This window comes from Streptomyces sp. NPDC057638 (genome assembly GCF_042800315.1).
In the GTDB taxonomy this organism is placed as follows: Bacteria; Actinomycetota; Actinomycetes; order Streptomycetales; family Streptomycetaceae; genus Streptomyces.
In genome coordinates this window covers 1-18,966 of sequence record NZ_JBHVHF010000052.1, presented here as the reverse complement: position 1 = coordinate 18,966, position 18,966 = coordinate 1, and the positions used below count along the sequence as shown (strand labels likewise).

General features: G+C 72.5%; 16 protein-coding genes. 14 read left to right on the top strand and 2 right to left on the bottom strand.

What is annotated here, in order from left to right; all coding sequences use genetic code 11:
* Positions 1-17: 17 nt before the first annotated feature.
* The 4 genes from ACFVIM_RS10440 to ACFVIM_RS10425 all read left to right on the top strand — a co-directional run bounded on the left by ACFVIM_RS10440 (position 18) and on the right by ACFVIM_RS10425 (position 4,417).
* Complete coding sequence (locus ACFVIM_RS10440) at positions 18-674, top strand: trimeric intracellular cation channel family protein (protein ID WP_384300286.1); 657 nt, start codon at positions 18-20, stop codon at positions 672-674.
* A 180-nt stretch (positions 675-854) separates the two neighbouring features.
* A complete protein-coding gene (locus ACFVIM_RS10435; protein WP_384300274.1) occupies positions 855-1,700 on the top strand; it encodes a thioesterase family protein in 846 nt (281 codons plus the stop codon).
* 283 nt (positions 1,701-1,983) lie between these two features.
* A complete protein-coding gene (locus tag ACFVIM_RS10430; RefSeq protein ID WP_384300273.1) occupies positions 1,984-2,955 on the top strand; it encodes an SRPBCC domain-containing protein in 972 nt (323 codons plus the stop codon).
* Between the two features lie 298 nt (positions 2,956-3,253).
* On the top strand, positions 3,254-4,417 hold the full coding sequence (locus ACFVIM_RS10425; protein WP_384300272.1) for a cysteine desulfurase family protein: 1,164 nt from the start codon (positions 3,254-3,256) through the stop codon (positions 4,415-4,417).
* Positions 4,418-4,615: 198 nt separating this feature from the next.
* Here ACFVIM_RS10425 and ACFVIM_RS10420 read toward each other — a convergent pair whose 3' ends face one another.
* Positions 4,616-5,338 (bottom strand): N-acetylmuramoyl-L-alanine amidase, encoded by a 723-nt coding sequence (locus ACFVIM_RS10420; protein WP_384300271.1) that lies wholly within the window; start codon positions 5,336-5,338, stop codon positions 4,616-4,618.
* Positions 5,339-5,396: 58 nt separating this feature from the next.
* Here ACFVIM_RS10420 and mnmA point away from each other — a divergent pair, with 58 nt between their 5' ends.
* Positions 5,397-6,530, top strand: a complete 1,134-nt coding sequence (mnmA, locus tag ACFVIM_RS10415; protein WP_384300270.1) for a tRNA 2-thiouridine(34) synthase MnmA — start codon at positions 5,397-5,399, stop codon at positions 6,528-6,530.
* A 111-nt stretch (positions 6,531-6,641) separates the two neighbouring features.
* Here the strand turns inward: mnmA and ACFVIM_RS10410 are convergent, their stop codons facing one another.
* Positions 6,642-7,442, bottom strand: coding sequence for an alpha/beta fold hydrolase (locus ACFVIM_RS10410; RefSeq protein WP_384300269.1), 801 nt, complete (start codon positions 7,440-7,442; stop codon positions 6,642-6,644).
* A gap of 333 nt (positions 7,443-7,775) precedes the next feature.
* On the opposite strand from ACFVIM_RS10410, the gene ACFVIM_RS10405 reads away from it, so the two are divergent.
* The 9 genes from ACFVIM_RS10405 to gatB form a co-directional block, all read left to right on the top strand.
* A complete protein-coding gene (locus ACFVIM_RS10405) occupies positions 7,776-8,333 on the top strand; it encodes a TIGR00730 family Rossman fold protein (RefSeq protein WP_384300268.1) in 558 nt (185 codons plus the stop codon).
* Between the two features lie 25 nt (positions 8,334-8,358).
* Positions 8,359-9,048 (top strand): SDR family oxidoreductase, encoded by a 690-nt coding sequence (locus ACFVIM_RS10400; protein WP_384300267.1) that lies wholly within the window; start codon positions 8,359-8,361, stop codon positions 9,046-9,048.
* Between the two features lie 78 nt (positions 9,049-9,126).
* On the top strand, positions 9,127-10,125 hold the full coding sequence (locus ACFVIM_RS10395) for a methionine synthase (RefSeq protein ID WP_384300266.1): 999 nt from the start codon (positions 9,127-9,129) through the stop codon (positions 10,123-10,125).
* 108 nt (positions 10,126-10,233) lie between these two features.
* Positions 10,234-12,444, top strand: a complete 2,211-nt coding sequence (gene ligA / locus ACFVIM_RS10390; protein ID WP_384300285.1) for an NAD-dependent DNA ligase LigA — start codon at positions 10,234-10,236, stop codon at positions 12,442-12,444.
* Positions 12,445-12,759: 315 nt separating this feature from the next.
* Entirely contained in the window at positions 12,760-14,883 is a 2,124-nt protein-coding gene (locus tag ACFVIM_RS10385) for a putative bifunctional diguanylate cyclase/phosphodiesterase (protein ID WP_384300265.1), read from the top strand.
* Between the two features lie 395 nt (positions 14,884-15,278).
* Complete coding sequence (gene gatC, locus ACFVIM_RS10380; protein ID WP_003955854.1) at positions 15,279-15,575, top strand: Asp-tRNA(Asn)/Glu-tRNA(Gln) amidotransferase subunit GatC; 297 nt, start codon at positions 15,279-15,281, stop codon at positions 15,573-15,575.
* A gap of 7 nt (positions 15,576-15,582) precedes the next feature.
* The gene (gene gatA / locus ACFVIM_RS10375) at positions 15,583-17,076 is read left to right on the top strand and encodes an Asp-tRNA(Asn)/Glu-tRNA(Gln) amidotransferase subunit GatA (RefSeq protein WP_384300264.1); all 1,494 of its coding nucleotides are present in this window, start codon (positions 15,583-15,585) and stop codon (positions 17,074-17,076) included.
* Positions 17,073-17,312, top strand: a complete 240-nt coding sequence (locus ACFVIM_RS10370) for a hypothetical protein (protein ID WP_384300263.1) — start codon at positions 17,073-17,075, stop codon at positions 17,310-17,312. The genes gatA and ACFVIM_RS10370 overlap by 4 nt, the downstream gene beginning before the upstream one ends.
* A 16-nt stretch (positions 17,313-17,328) precedes the next feature.
* Positions 17,329-18,966: Asp-tRNA(Asn)/Glu-tRNA(Gln) amidotransferase subunit GatB (gene gatB / locus ACFVIM_RS10365; protein ID WP_384300262.1), on the top strand; the 1,638-nt coding region annotated here is incomplete at its 3' end.

The window sequence follows — 18,966 nt, the reverse complement described above, 5'->3', positions numbered from 1 at the left end:
ACAATCGTGCGGTGCACCTGCAAGAAATCTTCACCCCCTCCGTCCAGCACGCGCTCGACCTCGCCGGAATCTTCGTCTTCGCGATCTCCGGCGCCCTCCTCGCGGTCCGCAAGAACTTCGATGTCTTCGGCATCGCGGTCATGGCCGAGGTCACCGCGCTGGGCGGAGGGCTGCTCCGCGATCTGATCATCGGGGCCGTTCCCCCCGCCGCCTTCACCGATCTCGGCTACTTCCTGATGCCGTTGGTCGCCACCGCCCTGGTCTTCTTCCTCCATCCGGAGGTCGAACGCATCCAGGGCGCCGTCAACGTCTTCGACGCCGCCGGACTCGGACTCTTCTGTGTGACGGGGACGATCAAGGCGTACGAGTACGGGCTCGGCCTGACCGCCTCCGCCGCCCTCGGTGTCGCGACGGCGGCCGGGGGCGGGGTCCTGCGGGACGTCCTCGCGAACGAGGTGCCCTCGCTGCTCCGCTGGGACCGTGACCTCTACGCCGTCCCCGCCATCGTCGGCGCCACGATCGTCGTCCTCTGCATCCGCTTCGACACGCTGAACGCCGTCACCAGCACGCTCGCCGCCGCCACCGCCTTCGCGCTGCGGCTGCTGGCGATGCGTTTCCACTGGCGCGCCCCCCGCGCCTGGAACCGCCGCTCGGCGGCGGCCGAGGAGTCATGAGGTCCGCAGGCCGCGTGGCATGCGCCCGAACGGTCGATTTCCGGCCACGGTGACGCCGGGGCCCGGGGGGTATGCGGGCGGGCGCGGCGGGTGGGCGTACGGCTACGGCGCCCCGGGGTGCCGCTCAGCCGGTGGGCGAAAAGCTACCGCTTAGTAGTTACCTGTTGTACGTTACCTGCCATGGCACACGCGGTTCAGGCATCCATCGGGGACAGCGAGTTCGATCGGGACACCGCCGTCACCCCACGCGCCCCCGGCGTCTATGACGCCCATCTCTCGGAGGGCTGGACGATCATCGCCGCCGTCAACGGCGGCTATCTGCTGGCCCTCCTCGGCCGCGCCCTCGCCCACACCCTGCCGCACTCCGACCCCTTCTCCGTCTCGGCCCACTATCTGAGCGCCTCCCAGCCCGGCCCCGCCGTCATCCGGACCGAGACCATCCGTACCGGCCGCACCCTCTCCACCGGCCAGGCGTCCCTCGTCCAGTACGAGCAGGACGGCACGGAGGTCGAGCGCATCCGGGTCCTCGCCACCTATGGCGACCTGGACCAGCTCTCCGACGAGGTCCGCACCGCCGCCACCCCGCCCGAGCTGCCCGCCTACGAGAGCTGTGTCAGCCCGTCGGACGCCCCCGCGCCGCCGGTCACGGGCAGTTCCGCGATCCTGGAGCGGCTCACCCTGAGGCTCGATCCGGCCACCGTCGGCTGGGCGCTCGGCGCTCCCTCCGGCAAGGGCGAGATGCGCGGCTGGTTCTCCCTTGCCGACGGGCGCGACGCGGATCCGCTCTCCCTCTTGCTGACCGTGGACGCGCTGCCGCCGACCTCCTTCGACCTGGGCCTGAACGGCTGGACGCCCACTGTCGAACTGACCACCCATATCCGCTGCCGTCCCGCCCCCGGCCCGCTCCGGGTCGCCATCCGCACCCGTAACCTCGCCGGTGGCTTCCTGGAGGAGGACGCGGAGGTCTGGGACAGCCGGGACCGTCTGGTGGCGCAGTCCCGTCAGCTCGCGAAGGCGCCGCGCTAGGGGTTATCTGTCCCTGGGGCACCCATGTGCCCCAGGGCACCGCGCGGGAACGGGCTCCCGGCCCGCCCGGTGGTCCGCGCACCACGCGCCGGGCTCCGACGGTCCCGTACCGGGACGGTGGCCCGTGCGTGGGCACCCCGAGCGCCCACCCGGAACCCCGGCTCCGGGACCGCGGCTCCGGAACCCCGGCTCCGGGACCGCGGCTCCGGAACCCCGGCTCCGGGACCGCGGCTCCGGAACCCCGGCTCCGGGACCGCGTCGACACGACGGAGGGCGGTGACCGATGACCTTCCCCTCCGACCGGCTCAGCCGTACCCCCGACGGGCTGACCGCGCTCCATATGGAGCGCCGCCTCCCGCATCCCCCGGCGCGGATCTGGGAGGCCCTCACCCGACCGGACCTGGTCGCCCGCTGGTTCCCCGCCGAGATGCGCGCCGACCCCCGCCCCGGCGGGGAGATCGGCTTCTACTTCCCCCCTGACCCCGCGACGGACCCCGCGACGGGCACCGGGACCGGTACGGAGACCGGCGCCGGTGCCCCGGCGGCCGAGCGCGAACCCGCCATGACGGGCACGGTCACCGAGGTCGCCGAGCCCCGGCTCTACGCCTTCACCTGGGGCGATGACCAGCTTCGCTGGGAGATCACCCCCCTGTCCGACCCGTCCGACCCGTCCGACCCGTCCGACCCGTCCGACCTGTCTAAGGGGGCGCTGCTCACCCTCACCCATACCTTCGCCGACCACTACGGAGCCGCCAGCTACGCCTCCGGCTGGCACGGCTGCCTCACCGCCCTCGCCCAGCTCCTCGACGGCACCGAGGTCACCGCCGCCCGCGACACCTCCGGCGCCCTCCACGAGCGTTACAGCGACCACTTCCACCTCGACGGCGGCACCGTCGGGGAGACGGCCGACGGCCGCCCGCTGCTCCGCTTCGAGCGGCAGCTCGTACGCCCCGCCGAGACCGTCTGGGCGGAGCTGGCCGGACCCTCGACGCCCCTGCTCGGCGCGCCCGCCCCGCGCGGTTTCACCATCCCCGAGGCCCCGACCGGCCCGATCACCGAACTCCGTCCTCCGCTGCGGCTCGCCTACACCTCCCGTACGGGCGGCGAGGTCCGCTGGCTGCTCACCGAGGGCACCGGCCACGGCCCCCGGCTGGTGCTGACCCATGCCCTGCCGACCGGCACCGCCCCCGAACCGGCCCTCGCCTCCTGGCGGGCCCACATCACCCACCTGGCCGACCGGCTGCGCCGACGCTGACCCGGCATATGTCGTACGCCGTACGCCGTACGGACGCCGTACCCGTGCGTACGGCGCGGTCCGGCGTCCGTGCGCCAGCCGTTCGCCGATGCCGCGGACCTCGGGTCCGTGCCCGACGGCACCCGGTCCGTGGCACCCGGCCCGTGCCCGGCTCCCCGGGTGGTCCGGCCTCGCGGTGAACCGGGTGCGGCGGCGGTCCCCCTCCGCACCGTTCCGGCAGCCGGGTGGGCGGGGTCCGGCCAGCGAGGGCTCCCTGGGCCGGGGCGCCGACACCCCGCCTCGTAGAATCGGGGCCACCATGGCCTACCTCGACCACGCCGCGACGACTCCGATGCTGCCGGAGGCCGTCCAGGCGATGACCGCCCAGCTCACCGTCACCGGCAACGCCTCGGCACTGCACGCCGCCGGACGCCGGGCCCGCCGCACCGTCGAGGAGGCCCGCGAGACCCTCGCCGAGGCCCTCGGCGCGCGCCCCAGCGAAGTGGTCTTCACCTCGGGCGGCACCGAGGCGGACAACCTCGCCGTCAAGGGCCTCTACTGGCAGCGCCGTGACGCCGACCCCGCCAGAACCCGGGTACTGGCGAGCCCCGTCGAGCACCACGCCGTCCTCGACGCCGTCGAGTGGCTCGGCGAGCACGAGGGCGCCACCGTCGAGTACCTGCCCGTGGACGCCCAGGGCCGGGTCCACCCCGAGGCGCTCCGCGAGGCCATCGAGCGCGACCCCACCGATGTGGCCCTCGCCACCGTGATGTGGGCCAACAACGAGATCGGCACGGTGATGCCGATCCAGCGGCTGGCCGCCGTGGCGCGGGAGTTCGATGTCCCGCTCCACTCGGACGCCGTCCAGGCCGTCGGGCAGCTCGATGTCGGGTTCGCCGACTCCGGGCTGGCCGCGATGACCGTGTCGGGCCACAAGATCGGCGGCCCCTACGGCATCGGCGCGCTCCTCCTCGGCCGCGCCTACACGCCCGTGCCGGTGCTCCACGGCGGTGGCCAGGAGCGGCATGTGCGTTCCGGGACCCTGGACGCGCCCGCCATCGCGGCCTTCGCGGTCGCCGGACGGCTGGCGGTGGAGCGCAGGGAACAGTTCGTACGGGAGATCGGTGGTCTGCGGGACGCGCTGGTCGCGGCCGTCCTCGACGCCGTGCCGGACGCCATCCTCGGTGGCGACCCGGAGGACCGGCTTCCGGCCAACGCCCACTTCACCTTCCCCGGCTGTGAGGGGGACTCCCTGCTGCTGCTCCTGGACGCGCAGGGCATCGAGTGCTCCACCGGCTCGGCCTGCACGGCCGGGGTGGCGCAGCCCAGCCATGTGCTGCTCGCGACGGGCACCGATCCGGATCTCGCGCGCGGCACCCTGCGCTTCAGCCTCGGCCACACCTCCACCCGGGCGGATGTGGAGGCGGTGGCCGCCGCCATCGGCCCCGCCGTGGAGCGGGCCAGGACGGCCGGTCTGAGCTGAGGGCCCGGAAGCCCGTCCCTGAGCCCGGATCCCGTCCCTGAGGGCCCGCAACCCCGCCCCTGAGAGCCAGGTCCCGTTTCTGAAGCCCGGATCCCCGCCCCTGAGAGCCCGGGGCGTCCTGTCCGGGCCGGGTGGGGTGTCCGGGCCGTGTGCCGGGCTCCCGTCCGCCCCCGGCCTCAGCGCGCTGTCCCCAGCCCGCTATCCCGCCGCGGGCGGCGCGCTCGCGCCCGCCGTCCGGGCCCGCTGTGCCGCGGGCAGCGCCGCCGACACCAGCCGCAGATACCGGTCCCAGTCCCAGTGCGGTCCCGGGTCGGTGTGGTCGGTGCCGGGCACTTCCACATGCCCGATGATGTGCTCCCGGTCCGCCGGTATCCCGTACCGCACGCATATCCCGGCGGTGAGCGCCGCCGACGACCGGTACATGGTCTGCGTGAAGTCCTCGGGCCGGTCCACGAATCCCTCGTGCTCGATCCCGATACTGCGCTCGTTGACGTCGCGGTTCCCGGCGTGGAAGGCCACGTCCAGCTCGCGGATCATCTGCGCGACACGGCCGTCCTTGCCCACCACGTAATGGGTGGCCGCCCCGTGCTCGGGGTCCTGGAAGACCCGGAGCGCCGTCGGGAAGCTGCCCTGCACGACATGGATGACCACCCGGTCGATACGGAAGTCCTCGGGCCGGTCGGCCAGCCGCCAGTTCGCGGGCGACGCCGCCGTCCACCGCGCTCCGGGGTGATCCAGCTCACCCTCCTCGCGCGGTCTCGACACCCCGGGCACCTGCCACCACAGCCGCCGCAGCTGGTCCTGGAGGGCCAGCGCCCCGCCGCCGACGACCACCGCGGCGCCGCCGATGAGCGCCCCCCTGCGGCTGATCGGCCGTCCGCCTCCGCCGGCGCCGTGACGGCGCTGTCCTTCGCTTCCCATGCGCTCTTCAACGCCAGGCGCCGGTCCCCGGTTCCCGGACCCGTACCCTGGGAGGGCTATGACTCAGACTTCTCAGCGCCCGCTCCGTGTCCTCGCCGCGATGTCGGGCGGAGTGGACTCCGCCGTCGCCGCCGCCCGAGCCGTCGAGGCGGGCCATGACGTGACCGGTGTGCATCTGGCGCTCTCGGCGAACCCGCAGTCCTTCCGTACGGGCGCGCGCGGCTGCTGCACCATCGAGGACTCCCGCGACGCGCGCCGGGCGGCCGACGTGATCGGCATCCCGTTCTACGTGTGGGACCTCGCGGAACGTTTCCGTGAGGACGTGGTCGAGGACTTCATCGCCGAGTACGAGGCGGGCCGCACCCCCAACCCCTGTCTGCGCTGCAACGAGAAGATCAAGTTCGCGGCGCTGCTGGACAAGGCGCTCGCGCTCGGCTTCGACGCGGTGTGCACCGGCCACTACGCCACGGTGGTGACCCTCCCCGACGGCGGCCGCGAGCTGCACCGCGCCAGCGACATGGCCAAGGACCAGTCCTATGTCCTCGGTGTGCTCGACGAGCGCCAGCTCGCGCACGCGCTCTTCCCGCTCGGTGACACCCTCACCACCAAGGACGAGATCCGCGCGGAGGCCGAGCGGCGGGGTCTCGCGGTGGCGAAGAAGCCCGACAGCCATGACATCTGCTTTATCGCGGACGGGGACACCCAGGGCTTCCTCGCCTCCCGCCTCGGTACCGCCGAGGGGGACATCGTGGACGAGTCGGGCGCGAAGCTGGGGACCCACGACGGCGCGTTCGGCTTCACCATCGGCCAGCGCAAGGGGCTGCGGATCGGGCACCCCGCCCCTGACGGCAAGCCCCGGTATGTCCTGGACATCTCCCCGGTGAACAACACGGTCACCGTGGGCCCCGCCGACGCGCTCGACGTCATGGCCCTGACCGCGATCAGGCCCCGCTGGTGCGGCGCGGCCCCGACCGCCCCGGGGACGTACACCGCGCAGCTGCGCGCCCATGGCGGGGAGACCGAGGTGAGCGCCGCCGTGGTCGGTGACGAACTGCGGGTGGCCTTCGCCGCGCCGGTGCGCGGGGTCGCCCCCGGCCAGGCGATCGTGCTGTACGACGGTACGAGGGTGGTCGGTTCGGCGACGATCGCCACGACGACGCGACGCGCGGCGGAGGCCCTCGCGCCCCGGTGAGCGCCTCGCGCCTCACGGGTCCCGCGGGCCGTGAGACCCGGGTCCCGGGCCCCTCGGGTAGGTGTCGTATCCGACTCCGTACGGCGTCCGCGCCCGTCCTGAGCCCGGGTGTCACCCCTCGGCGAAGAACTCCTCCAGCACCGGCGCCAGCACATGGGGCGCCACCTCATGGGTCTGGCCCGTGAGCGTGCGATGGCGGCCACGGGGGAGCGCGCGGGCCACCAGCCGGGCCGCCTCCCGGGTCCACGGCGGGCTGGCGCCCCCGTCGACGACCATCACCGGGATGCCCACCCGGAAGAGCCGCCGGGTGGGGACCGCGCCGTTGCCCATGACCGCGTGGTCGTACGGAAGGGTGTGCGCCACGGCCTCCAGTTCGGCCCAGAGCGGGGTGTGCGTGAGCCGGGCCAGGGTGTCGGCGGGCATGCCCGCCTCTGTGAGAAAGAGACTCAGCGCCGCCGCGCGCCGCCCTCGCGCGACCAGTTCGGTGAGGTGGCGCACCGAGGCGGCCGGGCGCTGGCCGATCCGGGCGACGGGGTTGAACGGCGGTTCGTACACGGACAGCCGGCCGATCGGGACGCCCGCGGCCGCGGCCCGCAGCGCGAGCCCGCCGCCCGACGACAGACCGTGGACCGAGACGTCCGTCCCGGCGGCCGCCACGACGGCGGCCAGGTCCTCGATCTCGCGTTCCACGGCGTAGGGGGCCGTGTCCCCGCTCGCCCCGCGCCCGCGCCGGTCGTAGATGTGGACCGCGAAGCGCGCCGCGAGGAGCGCCGCGAGCGGTTCGTCGTTCGCGGCCGTACCCAGGGCACCGCCGACCAGTACCAGCGCGGGACCATCGCCGCGCCGTTCGTACACGATGCGTGTGCCGTCGGCCGACCGTGCCTCGTCGAGCGTCCGGATCGTGTTGTCCATAGGAGTGGTGACGGTCGCGGTGCGCCGAACTCATCGCGGTCCGCCCAAGATTCTTTCCGCGCCGTGTTCTGTCCGCTTCCTTCCGCGCCGCGCGTCACCAGGTCCGCGCGTTACCTGACCCGTGTGTCACTTGGTCCGCGCGTCGCCTGACCCGTGTGTCATCAGGTCCCTGTGTCGTCAGGCCCCGCGCCCCACCAGGCGGACGCGTCACCAGGTGGCGCGCCCGGGCGTGCTGCCCTAGCGGCGCGTTCCTCCCGGAGGAGTGTGTTCCTCCTGGTGGCGGGCCTCTGGGGCGCGGTCGGTACGGGATGCAGCGCCCCGTACGGTGGGGCCATGGACATCTGCGTGTTTCTCTCCGCCGCCGACCTCGACGAGCGCTACACCCGCCCCGCCCGTGACTTCGCCGAACTGCTCGGCAAGGCCGGTCACACCCTGGTCTGGGGCGGCTCGGAGAGCGGTCTGATGAAGGTCGTCGCGGACGGCGTGCAGGAGAGCGGCGGCCGGCTCGTGGGCGTCTCCGTGGACTTCCTGTCGCATGTGGCGCGCGCGGACGCCGACGAGATGGTGATCGCCCGGGACCTCGCGGAGCGCAAGGCGCTGCTGCTGGCCAAGTCCGACGCCGTCGTGGTCATGGTCGGGGGCACCGGAACGCTGGACGAGGCCACCGAGATCCTGGAGCTGAAGAAGCACGGCAAGCACACCAAGCCGGTGGTGCTGCTGAACACGGCCGGGTTCTACGACGGACTGAAGGAGCAGTTCCGGCGGATGGAGGCGGAGGGCTTCCTGCCGGTTCCACTGCGGGAGCTGGTCTTCTTCGCCGAGGACCCGCGCGCCGCGCTCGACTACCTGGAGGAGTCCGCCGCGGCGCCCGGCACCGGGGCGCGGGCCTGACCGGCCGGGTGCGAGCATAAGCGCCATGGCAACACACCTGATCACCGGCGCGGGCTCCGGCATCGGCGCCGCCGTCGCGCGTCGGCTGCACGACCGCGGCGACGACCTCATCCTGCTGGCCCGCGACGCCGGGCGCGCGCGGGAACTCGCGGGCCTGCACCCCGGCGCCCGCACCCTCGTCGCCGACCTCGCCGACCCCGACCGCATCTCCTGGGCCTTCTCCCACCAGGAGCTGCCGGACCGGCTCGACTCCCTGCTGCATATCGCGGGCATCGTCGACCTCGGACCCATCGGCGAGCTGCGGCCCAAGACCTGGCACCAGCAGCTCAACACCAATCTGATCGCTCCCGCCGAGCTGACGCGGCTGCTGTTGCCGTCCCTGCGCGCCGCCCAGGGGCACGTGGTCTTCGTGAACTCCGGCGCCGGTCTCAACGCCCGTGCCGAGTGGGGCGCGTACGCGGCCTCCAAGCACGCCCTCAAGGCGCTCGCCGACTCCCTGCGCGCCGAGGAGCACCCCCAGGGCGTCCGGGTGACCTCGGTCTACCCGGGCCGTACGGCCAGTCCGATGCAGGCCAAGGTCCACTCGCAGGAGGGGCGCGCCTACGACCCGTCCCGCTGGATCGACCCCGAGTCGGTGGCGACCGCGATCGTCACCGCGATCGACCTGCCGCGCGACGCGGAGATCGAGGACCTGACCGTCCGTCCCGGGCGCTGAGCCCCGCCGGCCGGTGGGCGCCCGCCCACCGGCCGGGGAGTACGGGGCGCTGTCGGCGGCGCCGCGTACGCTTCCGGGGTGAGTGAGAAGAACGAGTTCGTCTGGGGCCCCGCCACCGGGGTCGGATCCATGCCCGGCGGTGACGCCCGGGAGAGCGCGAGGACCGTCACCGGGTCCTTCGAGCACTTCCCCCATCTGCCCGAACTGCCCGCGCGGGGACCGGGCGCGGACATGATCGGCCGGAGCCTCGGCCTGCTCGTCGAGATGAACGCGCACGTGGAGCCCAGCGGCTGGCGGATCAGCGACCGGCCCGGCCGTGACACCCGCCGGGCCCGCTCCTGGCTCGGCGAGGACCTCGACGCCCTGGAGGAGTTCACCCAGGGGTACGAGGGGCCGCTGAAGGTCCAGGCCGTCGGCCCCTGGACGCTCGCCGCCGCGCTGGAGCTGCGCAACGGGGAGTCCGTGCTCGCCGACGCGGGCGCCTGCCGCGATCTGGCCGCCTCGCTGACCGAGGGGCTGCGGCTGCACCTCGCCGAGGTCCGCCGCCGGGTCCCGGGTGCCCGGGTGGCGCTCCAGCTCGACGAGCCCTCGCTGACCGCCGTGCTGGCCGGCCGGATCAGGACCGCCAGCGGCTACCGCACCCACCGCGCCGTCGACCGCCAGATCGTCGAGGCCACCCTGCGCGAGGTGATCGGGGAGGAGACCGTCGTCATCCACTCCTGCGCCCCGGGCGTCCCGTTCGCGCTGCTGCGCCGTGCCGGTGCCGCCGCTGTCTCCTTCGACGCCGCCCTGCTCACCGAGCGTGATGAGGATGCCATCGGAGAGGCCGTCGAGGGCGGGACGACCCTCCTCGCGGGCGTGGTCCCCTCCACCGACACGGCATTGTCAGACCCGGCGGGTAGCGTCATGGGTGTCAGGACGCTGTGGCGCAGGCTGGGGCTGAATCCGGGGACTCTGGCCGAGTCCGTGGTGATCACTCCGAGCTGTGGCCTCGCGGGCGCCTCCCCGGCGTACGCGCGGACCGCGCTCGCCCACTGCGTCCGGGCCGCGCGATCTCTCGCGGACAACCCTGAGTAATGGGTGCTGGGTAGACGGAAGGACGAAACGGTGGCTGGCGAAGAGCGTACGGACCAGGCGGACCAGTCAGGCCGGACAGGTCAGGCAGACCAGGCGGACCTGTCGGGCATGGCTGCTGAGCCGGGCGCGCCGGGCCTGGCCGGGGAGGGCGATCCCGCTCTGCCCGCCGAGGCACGGGAGCGGCACGCCGTGCTCGCCGAGCGGATCGAGGAGCACCGCTTCCGGTACTACGTGAAGGACCAGCCCGTCATCAGCGACGGCGAGTTCGACACCCTGCTGCGCTCCCTGGAGGAGCTGGAGGAGCGCTATCCGGCGCTGCGCACCCCTGACTCGCCGACGCAGAAGGTCGCGGGTCAGTACGAGACCGACCTCGCCAAGGTCGAGCACCGGGAGCGCATGCTCTCGCTCGACAACGCGTTCACGGAGGAGGAGCTGACCGCCTGGGCCGAGCGGGTCGAGCGCGAGGTCGGCACCCCGGACTTCCACTTCCTGTGCGAGCTGAAGGTTGACGGCCTCGCCGTGAACCTGACGTACGAGAAGGGCCGGCTGGTCCGCGCGGCGACCCGGGGCGACGGCCGGGTCGGCGAGGACATCACGCCCAACATCCGCACCATCGCCGACATCCCCGAGCGGCTGAGCGGCGACCGCGTCCCGGAGCTGGTGGAGATCCGGGGCGAGGTCTACTTCCCGATGGCCGCCTTCGAGGAGCTGAACGCGCGCCGGGTGGCGGCGGGCGAGCAGCCGTACGCCAACCCGCGCAACTCGGCGTCGGGCTCGCTGCGCCAGAAGGACCCCCGGGTCACCGCCACGCTGCCGCTGCACATGGTGGTGCATGGCATCGGGGCGCGGCAGGGCTTCGACATCGACTGCCTGTCGCACGCCTACGAGCTGCTGCGCGAGTGGGGCCTGCCCACCTCGCGGCACTTCCGGGTGGTCGACTCCCTGGAGGGCGTGCGCGCCTTCATCGCCCACTACGGCGACAACCGCCACTCCATGGAGCACGAGATCGACGGCGTCGTCGTCAAGCTCGACGAGATCCCGCTCCAGGGCCGCCTCGGCTCCACGGCCCGCGCGCCCCGGTGGGCCATCGCCTGGAAGTACCCGCCGGAGGAGGTCAACACCACGCTGGTGAACATCCGGGTCGGGGTCGGGCGCACCGGCCGGGTCACGCCCTACGCCCAGGTGGAGCCGGTGACGGTGGCGGGCTCCGAGGTCGAGTTCGCCACGCTGCACAACCAGGACGTGGTCAAGGCCAAGGGGGTGCTCATCGGGGACACGGTGGTGATCCGCAAGGCCGGTGATGTGATCCCCGAGATCCTCGGCCCGGTCGTGGAGCTGCGGGACGGCACCGAGCGGGAGTTCGTGATGCCCGCCGAGTGCCCCGAGTGCGGGACACCGCTGAAGCCCATGAAGGAGGGCGATGTCGATCTGCGCTGCCCCAACGCCCGCTCCTGCCCGGCGCAGCTGCGGGAGCGCCTCTTCTACCTCGCGGGCCGCAGATCGCTGGACATCGAGCACTTCGGCTATGTGGCGGCGGCGGCGCTCACCAAGCCGCTGGAGCCCGCCGAGCCGCCGCTCGCCGACGAGGGCGACCTCTTCGACCTGACGCCCGAGAAGCTGCTGCCGATCACGGCGTACGTCCTCGACCAGGACAGCGGGCTGCCCAAGCGCGACCCGAAGACCGGTGAGGAGAAGATCGTCACGGTCTTCGCCAACCAGCAGGGCGAGCTGAAGAAGAACGCGGTGGCGATGCTGGAGAACATCGCCGCCGCCCGGACCCGCCCGCTGGCGCGGATCCTCACCGGGCTCTCCATCCGCCATGTCGGTCCGGTGGCGGCGGAGGCACTGGCCCGGGAGTTCGGCTCGATCGACCGCATCAGACAGGCGACCGAGGAGGAACTGGCCGCGACCGACGGGGTCGGCGGCATCATCGCGGCCTCGCTGAAGCAGTGGTTCGCCGAGCCCTGGCACGAGGAGATCCTCGGCAAGTGGGCGCGGGCCGGGGTGCGGCTGGAAGAGGAGGGTGCCGGAGAGGACCGCGGACCGCGGCCACTCGAAGGGGTCACGGTCGTGGTGACGGGCACCTTGCAGAACTTCACCCGGGATGGCGCAAAAGAGGCCCTTCAGAACCTCGGCGCAAAAGTGACCGGTTCTGTCTCTAAGAAGACGGGATTTGTCGTAGTGGGAGAGAATCCCGGCTCTAAATATGACAAGGCGATGCAGGCGAAGGTTCCGGTCCTGAATGAGGACGGGCTGGTGATTCTTCTCAACGAAGGGCCTGACGCGGCGCGTGAGGCCGCTGTGCCGATGGAGGAGTGACCGCGGGGGAGTGAGGGGAGGTCGGCAGGGGCGCGTGGATGAGCATGCGAGGGGCGCGCGGGGCGAGAACAAGACGCCCTTGACAGCCGTGGAACGACTGGTACAGGTCACCCGTTCGGCGCATAGCAGTTGGATAAGGGTGGCCGGGTCGCATTCGGGCAAGAGCAGTAATGCGCGGCCCGTCGGAGCGCCCCGCCACCTACTGTTGAGACGTGCCCCTGTCGTGCACGGCTGAGTGGTGGGATTTCCGTCGTGGTGGCATGACAAAGGAATCATCGCGAGGCATCGGCACCGCCGGCTGTGAGAGGGACGGGAATGAAACCGACCGAGAGCGCCGCACCGGTCCCACGGCCGCGTGGATTCGCGGCCCTTGCCGGCCTCGCGGGCATGACGGCGGGCCTGCCCGCCGCCGTTGTCACCGGAGCCGCACTCGTCCTCGCCACCGGGATCGGCGGCGCGATCCGTGAGGGCCGAGCCCTGTTCCCCGCCGCCACGGCGGGCTGGGCACTGGCGGCCCTCACCGCCGTCGTCGTCGGCCATCTGGTCGCCCTCGGACGCGACCGCTGGTGGGGCGGGACCGGCTCCGGCGCCGTCCTCACCTTCGCCGTCCTCCTCCTCTACGGCTGGGTTCCCGCCGGTCTGGTGAGCCTCGCCGTGGTCGCGCTCGTCGGCACCGCCCGCAGACACCGCTGGCGCCACGGGGTGCTCCATGGCTCCGTGGACATCCTCGGCGTCGGGGCCGCGGCGCTGGTGCTCTCCCTGCTCGGCGCGTCCCCGAGCGTGGAGCGCCCCTGGGCGCCACTCGACTGGGGCATCGGGGCGGCGCCCGAGATCGTCCTCGCCGCCGCGGCCTATCTCCTGGTCACCCGTACCCTGTTGTGGTACGTGCTGGCGCCCCAGGGCGGCGGATTGCCCACCGTCGCGCGCACCGCCCTGCTCCGCCAGGGCCTCGTCGCCCTCGCCCTCCTCGGCATCGCCCCGCTGATCTGTGTCGTCGCCATCGCCCTGCCCCTGCTGCTGCCGCTCTTCGCCGTCCCCCTCATGGCGCTCGACTCCACCCTGTGGATCGCCCGCGCCCGCGCCGAGGAACAGCTCCGCGACCCGCTGACCGGGCTGCCCAACCGGCAGTGGCTGCTGGAGCGGACCTGGGCGGCCCTGGAGGACGCCGAGAACGACGGCACCCGGGCCGCGCTCGTCCTGATCGACCTGGACCGCTTCCGTTCCGTCAACGACACTCTCGGCCATCTCGCGGGGGACCGGCTGCTGCTCCAGATAGCCCACCGCCTCCGGCACGCCCTGCCCCGGGGCGCGGAGGCGGCCCGCCTCGGCGGCGACGAGTTCGCCGTCCTGCTGCCGACGGCGGACTCCATCACCAGCGCGCAGCGCGTCGCGCGCCAACTCGCGGCCGGACTCTCCTCCCCGCTCGACCTCGACGGGCTCACCCTGGTCCTGGAGGCCAGCGCCGGAGTCGCCGTCTTCCCCGAGCACGCGCTGGACGCCGAGGGACTGCTGCGCCGCGCGGACGTGGCGATGTACCAGGCCAAGCGGGACCGCACCGGAGTCGAGGTGTACGAGTCCAAGCGCGACAGCAACACCCCCGACCGCCTCGGCCTCCTCGGCGACCTGCGCCGCGCGCTCGACGCGGGCGAGGTCGAACTCCACTACCAGCCCAAGGTGCGCTTCGACGGCCATGTGGCCGGTCTGGAGGCCCTGGTCCGCTGGGTCCACCCCGACCGGGGCCGGGTCCCACCCGACGAGTTCATCGCCATCGCCGAATCCTCCGGCCTGATGCCCCACCTCACCGAGTACGTCCTGGACACGGCGCTCGCCCAGGTCGCCAAGTGGCGGGCGCAGGGCCTGATGGTGCCGGTCGCCGTCAACGTCTCGCCCAGGGACGTCCACACCCCGGGCTTCGCCGGATCCGTCGCCGCCCGGCTCGCCCGGCACGGGGTCCCGCCCGGGGCGCTCCAGCTGGAGATCACGGAACACGTCCTGCTGGAGGACCCCCAGCGCGCCGCCGACACCCTCGCCGGACTCACCGACCACGGGGTGAAGATGTCGCTGGACGACTTCGGCACCGGATACTCCTCCCTGGTCCACCTCCGCCGGCTGCCGGTGAGCGAGCTGAAGATCGACCGCTCCTTCGTCGCCCGCCTCGCCGTCGACAACGAGGACGCGGAGATCGTCCGCTGCACCGTCGACCTCGCCCACTCGCTGGGGCTGCTGGTGGTCGCGGAGGGCGTCGAGGACGACGAGACCTGGGGGCGGCTGCGGGACCTGGGGTGTGACGCGGTGCAGGGATGGCTGGTGGCGGCGGCGATGCCGCCGCAGGAGACGACGGCGTGGCTGCGCGCGAGGGGGGAGCGCGGGTGGCACCGGCAGGCCCGCCCGCGTGAGCCCTCCGACGCCGACGAACCCTCCGGCCAGGCCGTCCCCTGACCTCCCAGGCGCAGGCCTGGGGTGGGGGTCCCCCCGGCCGGAGGCTTGGGGTGGGGGCACCTCCCAGGCGCAGGCCTGGGGGAGGGTGGGCACACGGGCAACCCCCTGCCGGGCAGGCGTTCCCGTCACCCAGCCCCGCACCCGGCCTTCCCGGCGACGGACCCGCACCCCCCGTACGCGGGTGCACTCGGCGTGGTCCGGACGCAGGGGGCTGCGGCGCGCCCACCACGCGGGCGCGGGCCCGGTGCGGCGGCGGCCAGGTCGCCTCCGGCGCGGGCCCGGCCCGTCCCCGGACAGGGACAGGGAGCCCGGCAGGGGCAGGGCGCGGCGCGGGGAGGGGCGCGGGACCCATAGGATTGGGCCAAACCACACACACTCACCCAGAGGATCGCTGCATGCCTGGCATCACGCGCGAGGAGGTCGCCCACCTCGCCCGGCTGGCACGCCTGGAGCTGTCCGGCGACGAACTCGACCACTTCGCCGGTCAGCTGGACGACATCATCGGCGCGGTCGCCCGCGTCGCCGAGGTCGCCGACCAAGACGTGCCCCCGACCTCCCACCCGCTGCCGCTGACCAATGTCATGCGGGCGGACGAGGTTCGTCCGTCGCTCACCCCCGAGCAGGCGCTCTCCGGCGCCCCGGCCCAGGAGCAGCAGCGTTTCAAGGTGCCGCAGATCCTGGGGGAGGACTAAGACCGCCATGACGGACATCATCAAGCTCACCGCGGCCGAGATCGCCGCGAAGATCGCTTCCGGCGAGCTGACCGCCGTCGAGGTCACCGAGGCCCATCTGGCCCGGATCGAGGCCGTCGACGAGAAGGTCCATGCCTTCCTGTACATCGACCGTGAGGGCGCGCTCGCCCAGGCCCGCGCCATCGACGCCCAGCGCGCCGCGGGCGAGAAGCTGGGCCCCCTGGCGGGTGTCCCGCTCGCGCTGAAGGACATCTTCACCACCGAGGGCGTGCCGACCACCGTCGGTTCCAAGATCCTCGAAGGCTGGCTGCCGCCGTATGACGCCACCCTGACGCGCAGGCTGAAGGAGGCCGGTGTCGTCATCCTCGGCAAGACCAATATGGACGAGTTCGCCATGGGCTCCTCCACCGAGAACAGCGCCTACGGCCCGACCGGCAACCCCTGGGACCTGACCCGGATCCCGGGTGGCTCCGGCGGTGGCTCCTCGGCCGCGCTCGCCTCGTACCAGGCGCCGCTCGCGATCGGCACCGACACCGGTGGTTCGATCCGCCAGCCCGCGGCCGTCACCGGCACGGTCGGCGTCAAGCCGACGTACGGCGGGGTCTCCCGCTACGGCATGGTGGCGTTCTCCTCCTCGCTGGACCAGGGCGGTCCCTGCGCCCGTACGGTGCTGGACGCGGCGCTGCTGCACGAGGTCATCGCCGGGTACGACCCGCTGGACTCGACCTCCATCGACGCCCCGGTCCCGCCGGTCGTCGAGGCCGCCCGCAACGGCAGCGTCGCGGGCATGCGCGTCGGCGTGGTCAAGCAGTTCCGCGGCGAGGGCTACCAGGCCGGTGTCGTGCAGCGCTTCGACGAGGCGGTGGCCCTGCTCAAGGAGCTGGGCGCCGAGATCGTCGAGCTGGACTGCCCCTCCTTCGACCTGGCGCTCTCCGCGTACTACCTGATCGCGCCGTCCGAGTGCTCCTCGAACCTCGCCCGTTTCGACGCCATGCGCTATGGCCTGCGCGTCGGTGACGACGGGACGAAGTCGGCCGAGGAGGTCACCGCGCTCACCCGTGACGCGGGCTTCGGCGACGAGGTCAAGCGCCGGATCATGCTCGGTACGTACGCGCTGAGCTCCGGCTACTACGACGCGTACTACGGCAGCGCGCAGAAGGTCCGCACGCTGATCAAGCAGGACTTCGACCGGGCGTTCGAGCAGGTGGATGTGATCGTCTCGCCGACGACCCCGACCACCGCCTTCCCGATCGGCGAGCGCGCCGACGACCCGATGGCGATGTACCTGGCCGATCTGTGCACCATTCCGACCAACCTCGCGGGCAACGCGGCGATGTCCCTGCCGTGTGGACTGGCGCCGGAGGACAACCTCCCGGTCGGCCTCCAGATCATCGCCCCCGCCATGAAGGACGACCGGCTGTACACGGTCGGAGCCGCCGTCGAGGCCGCCTTCGTGGAACAGTGGGGTCATCCGCTGCTGGAGGAGGCACCGTCCCTGTGAGCGCACTGTCCAAGGCCAAGGGCTTCAAGAAGTCCAAGACCGGTACGTACCTCTCGATCGGCACCACCGCGTTCGGCGCCCTCGGCGTGGTCAAGCAGGTCAAGAAGGCACGCAGCGAGCACGACACGCTCAAGCTGCTCGACGCCGCCATCACCGGCGCCGCGATCGTCACCGGCATCGCCCTGCTGCTGCGCGAGCTGAAGCGCATCGGCGACGACGACGTCCTGCTGGGCTGAGAGGGAAAGTTTCACCGTGACCGTCACTGAACTGGTGTCGTACGAGGCGGCGCTCGCCTCCTTCGACCCCGTCATGGGCCTGGAGGTCCATGTCGAACTCGGTACCAAGACCAAGATGTTCTGCGGCTGCTCCACCACGCTGGGTGCCGAGCCCAACACGCAGACCTGCCCCACCTGCCTTGGTCTGCCCGGCTCCCTCCCGGTCGTCAACGCCATCGGCGTCGAGTCCGCGATCAAGATCGGCCTCGCGCTGAACTGCGAGATCGCCGAATGGTGCCGGTTCGCCCGGAAGAACTACTTCTATCCGGACATGCCGAAGAACTTCCAGACCTCGCAGTACGACGAGCCGATCGCCTTCAACGGCTATCTGGACGTCCAGCTGGAGGACGGCGAGGTCTTCCGGGTGGACATCGAGCGCGCCCACATGGAGGAGGACACCGGCAAGTCGACCCATGTCGGCGGTGCCACCGGCCGTATCCACGGCGCGTCCCACTCCCTGCTGGACTACAACCGCGCCGGTATCCCGCTGATCGAGATCGTCACCAAGCCGATCACCGGGGCGGGTGAGCGCGCCCCCGAGGTCGCGCGGGCGTACGTCGCCGAGCTGCGTGAGCTCATCCGGGCCCTCGGTGTCTCCGAGGCCCGCATGGAGATGGGCCAGATGCGCTGTGACGTCAACCTCTCGCTGATGCCCAAGGGCAGCGAGCGGTTCGGCACCCGCTCGGAGACCAAGAACGTCAACTCGCTCCGCTCGGTCGAGCGCGCCGCCCGGTTCGAGATCCAGCGGCACGCCGCCGTGCTGGAGTCCGGTGGCACGATCATCCAGGAGACCCGTCACTTCCACGAGGACGACGGCTCCACCACCTCCGGCCGGGTGAAGGAGGAGGCCGAGGACTACCGGTACTTCCCGGAGCCCGACCTCGTCCCCATCGCCCCGTCCCGGGAGTGGGTCGAGGAGCTGCGGGCGGTCCTGCCCGAGCTGCCCCGGCTGCGCCGCAACCGGCTCCGCGAGGACTGGGGGCTGTCGCAGCACGACATGCAGTCGATCCTCAACGCGGGCGCGGTCGATCTGATCGTCGCCACGATCGACGCCGGGGCCCCGGCCGACCAGGCCCGCAAGTGGTGGATGGGCGAGCTGGCGCGCAGCGCCAACGAGTCCGGCCGCGCGCTGGACGCGCTGCCGATCACCCCGGCCCAGGTCGCCCGGGTGACCGCGCTCGTCGCCTCCGGCGACCTCAACGACAAGCTGGCGCGCCAGGTCATCGAGGGTGTCCTCGCGGGCGAGGGCGACCCGGACGCGGTCGTCGAGAAGCGCGGGCTGAAGGTCGTCTCCGACGAGGGCGCGCTCGGCACCGCCGTCGATGACGCCATCGCCCAGAACGCCGCCATCGCGGACAAGATCCGCGGCGGCAAGGTGGCGGCCGTGGGCGCGCTGGTCGGCGCCGTCATGAAGGCCACCCGTGGCCAGGCGGACGCGGGGCGGGCCAGGGAGCTGATCCTGGAACGCCTGGATGAGCTTGTTCACGTCCTCCAGACGCTCCAGCGCGCCTACGGCGTACATAGCGAGCACGACGGCGCCGAAGCTGGAGCTTTCATGGCTCTTCGGAATGTGAACCGGGTAGCCGAACATGTCGGACATGATCTGACGCCATTC

Bases quoted from the DNA above. Each gene is read 5' to 3' on its own strand.
- ACFVIM_RS10410 (WP_384300269.1), bottom strand. From the start codon at position 7,442: ATGGACAACACGATCCGGACGCTCGACGAGGCACGGTCGGCCGACGGC.
- ACFVIM_RS10435 (WP_384300274.1), top strand. From the start codon at position 855: ATGGCACACGCGGTTCAGGCATCCATCGGGGACAGCGAGTTCGATCGG.
- gatA (WP_384300264.1), top strand. From the start codon at position 15,583: ATGACGGACATCATCAAGCTCACCGCGGCCGAGATCGCCGCGAAGATC.
- mnmA (WP_384300270.1), top strand. From the start codon at position 5,397: ATGACTCAGACTTCTCAGCGCCCGCTCCGTGTCCTCGCCGCGATGTCG.
- ACFVIM_RS10420 (WP_384300271.1), bottom strand. From the start codon at position 5,338: ATGGGAAGCGAAGGACAGCGCCGTCACGGCGCCGGCGGAGGCGGACGG.
- ligA (WP_384300285.1), top strand. From the start codon at position 10,234: ATGGCTGCTGAGCCGGGCGCGCCGGGCCTGGCCGGGGAGGGCGATCCC.
- ACFVIM_RS10425 (WP_384300272.1), top strand. From the start codon at position 3,254: ATGGCCTACCTCGACCACGCCGCGACGACTCCGATGCTGCCGGAGGCC.
- ACFVIM_RS10400 (WP_384300267.1), top strand. From the start codon at position 8,359: ATGGCAACACACCTGATCACCGGCGCGGGCTCCGGCATCGGCGCCGCC.
- ACFVIM_RS10385 (WP_384300265.1), top strand. From the start codon at position 12,760: ATGAAACCGACCGAGAGCGCCGCACCGGTCCCACGGCCGCGTGGATTC.
- ACFVIM_RS10430 (WP_384300273.1), top strand. From the start codon at position 1,984: ATGACCTTCCCCTCCGACCGGCTCAGCCGTACCCCCGACGGGCTGACC.
- ACFVIM_RS10405 (WP_384300268.1), top strand. From the start codon at position 7,776: ATGGACATCTGCGTGTTTCTCTCCGCCGCCGACCTCGACGAGCGCTAC.
- gatC (WP_003955854.1), top strand. From the start codon at position 15,279: ATGCCTGGCATCACGCGCGAGGAGGTCGCCCACCTCGCCCGGCTGGCA.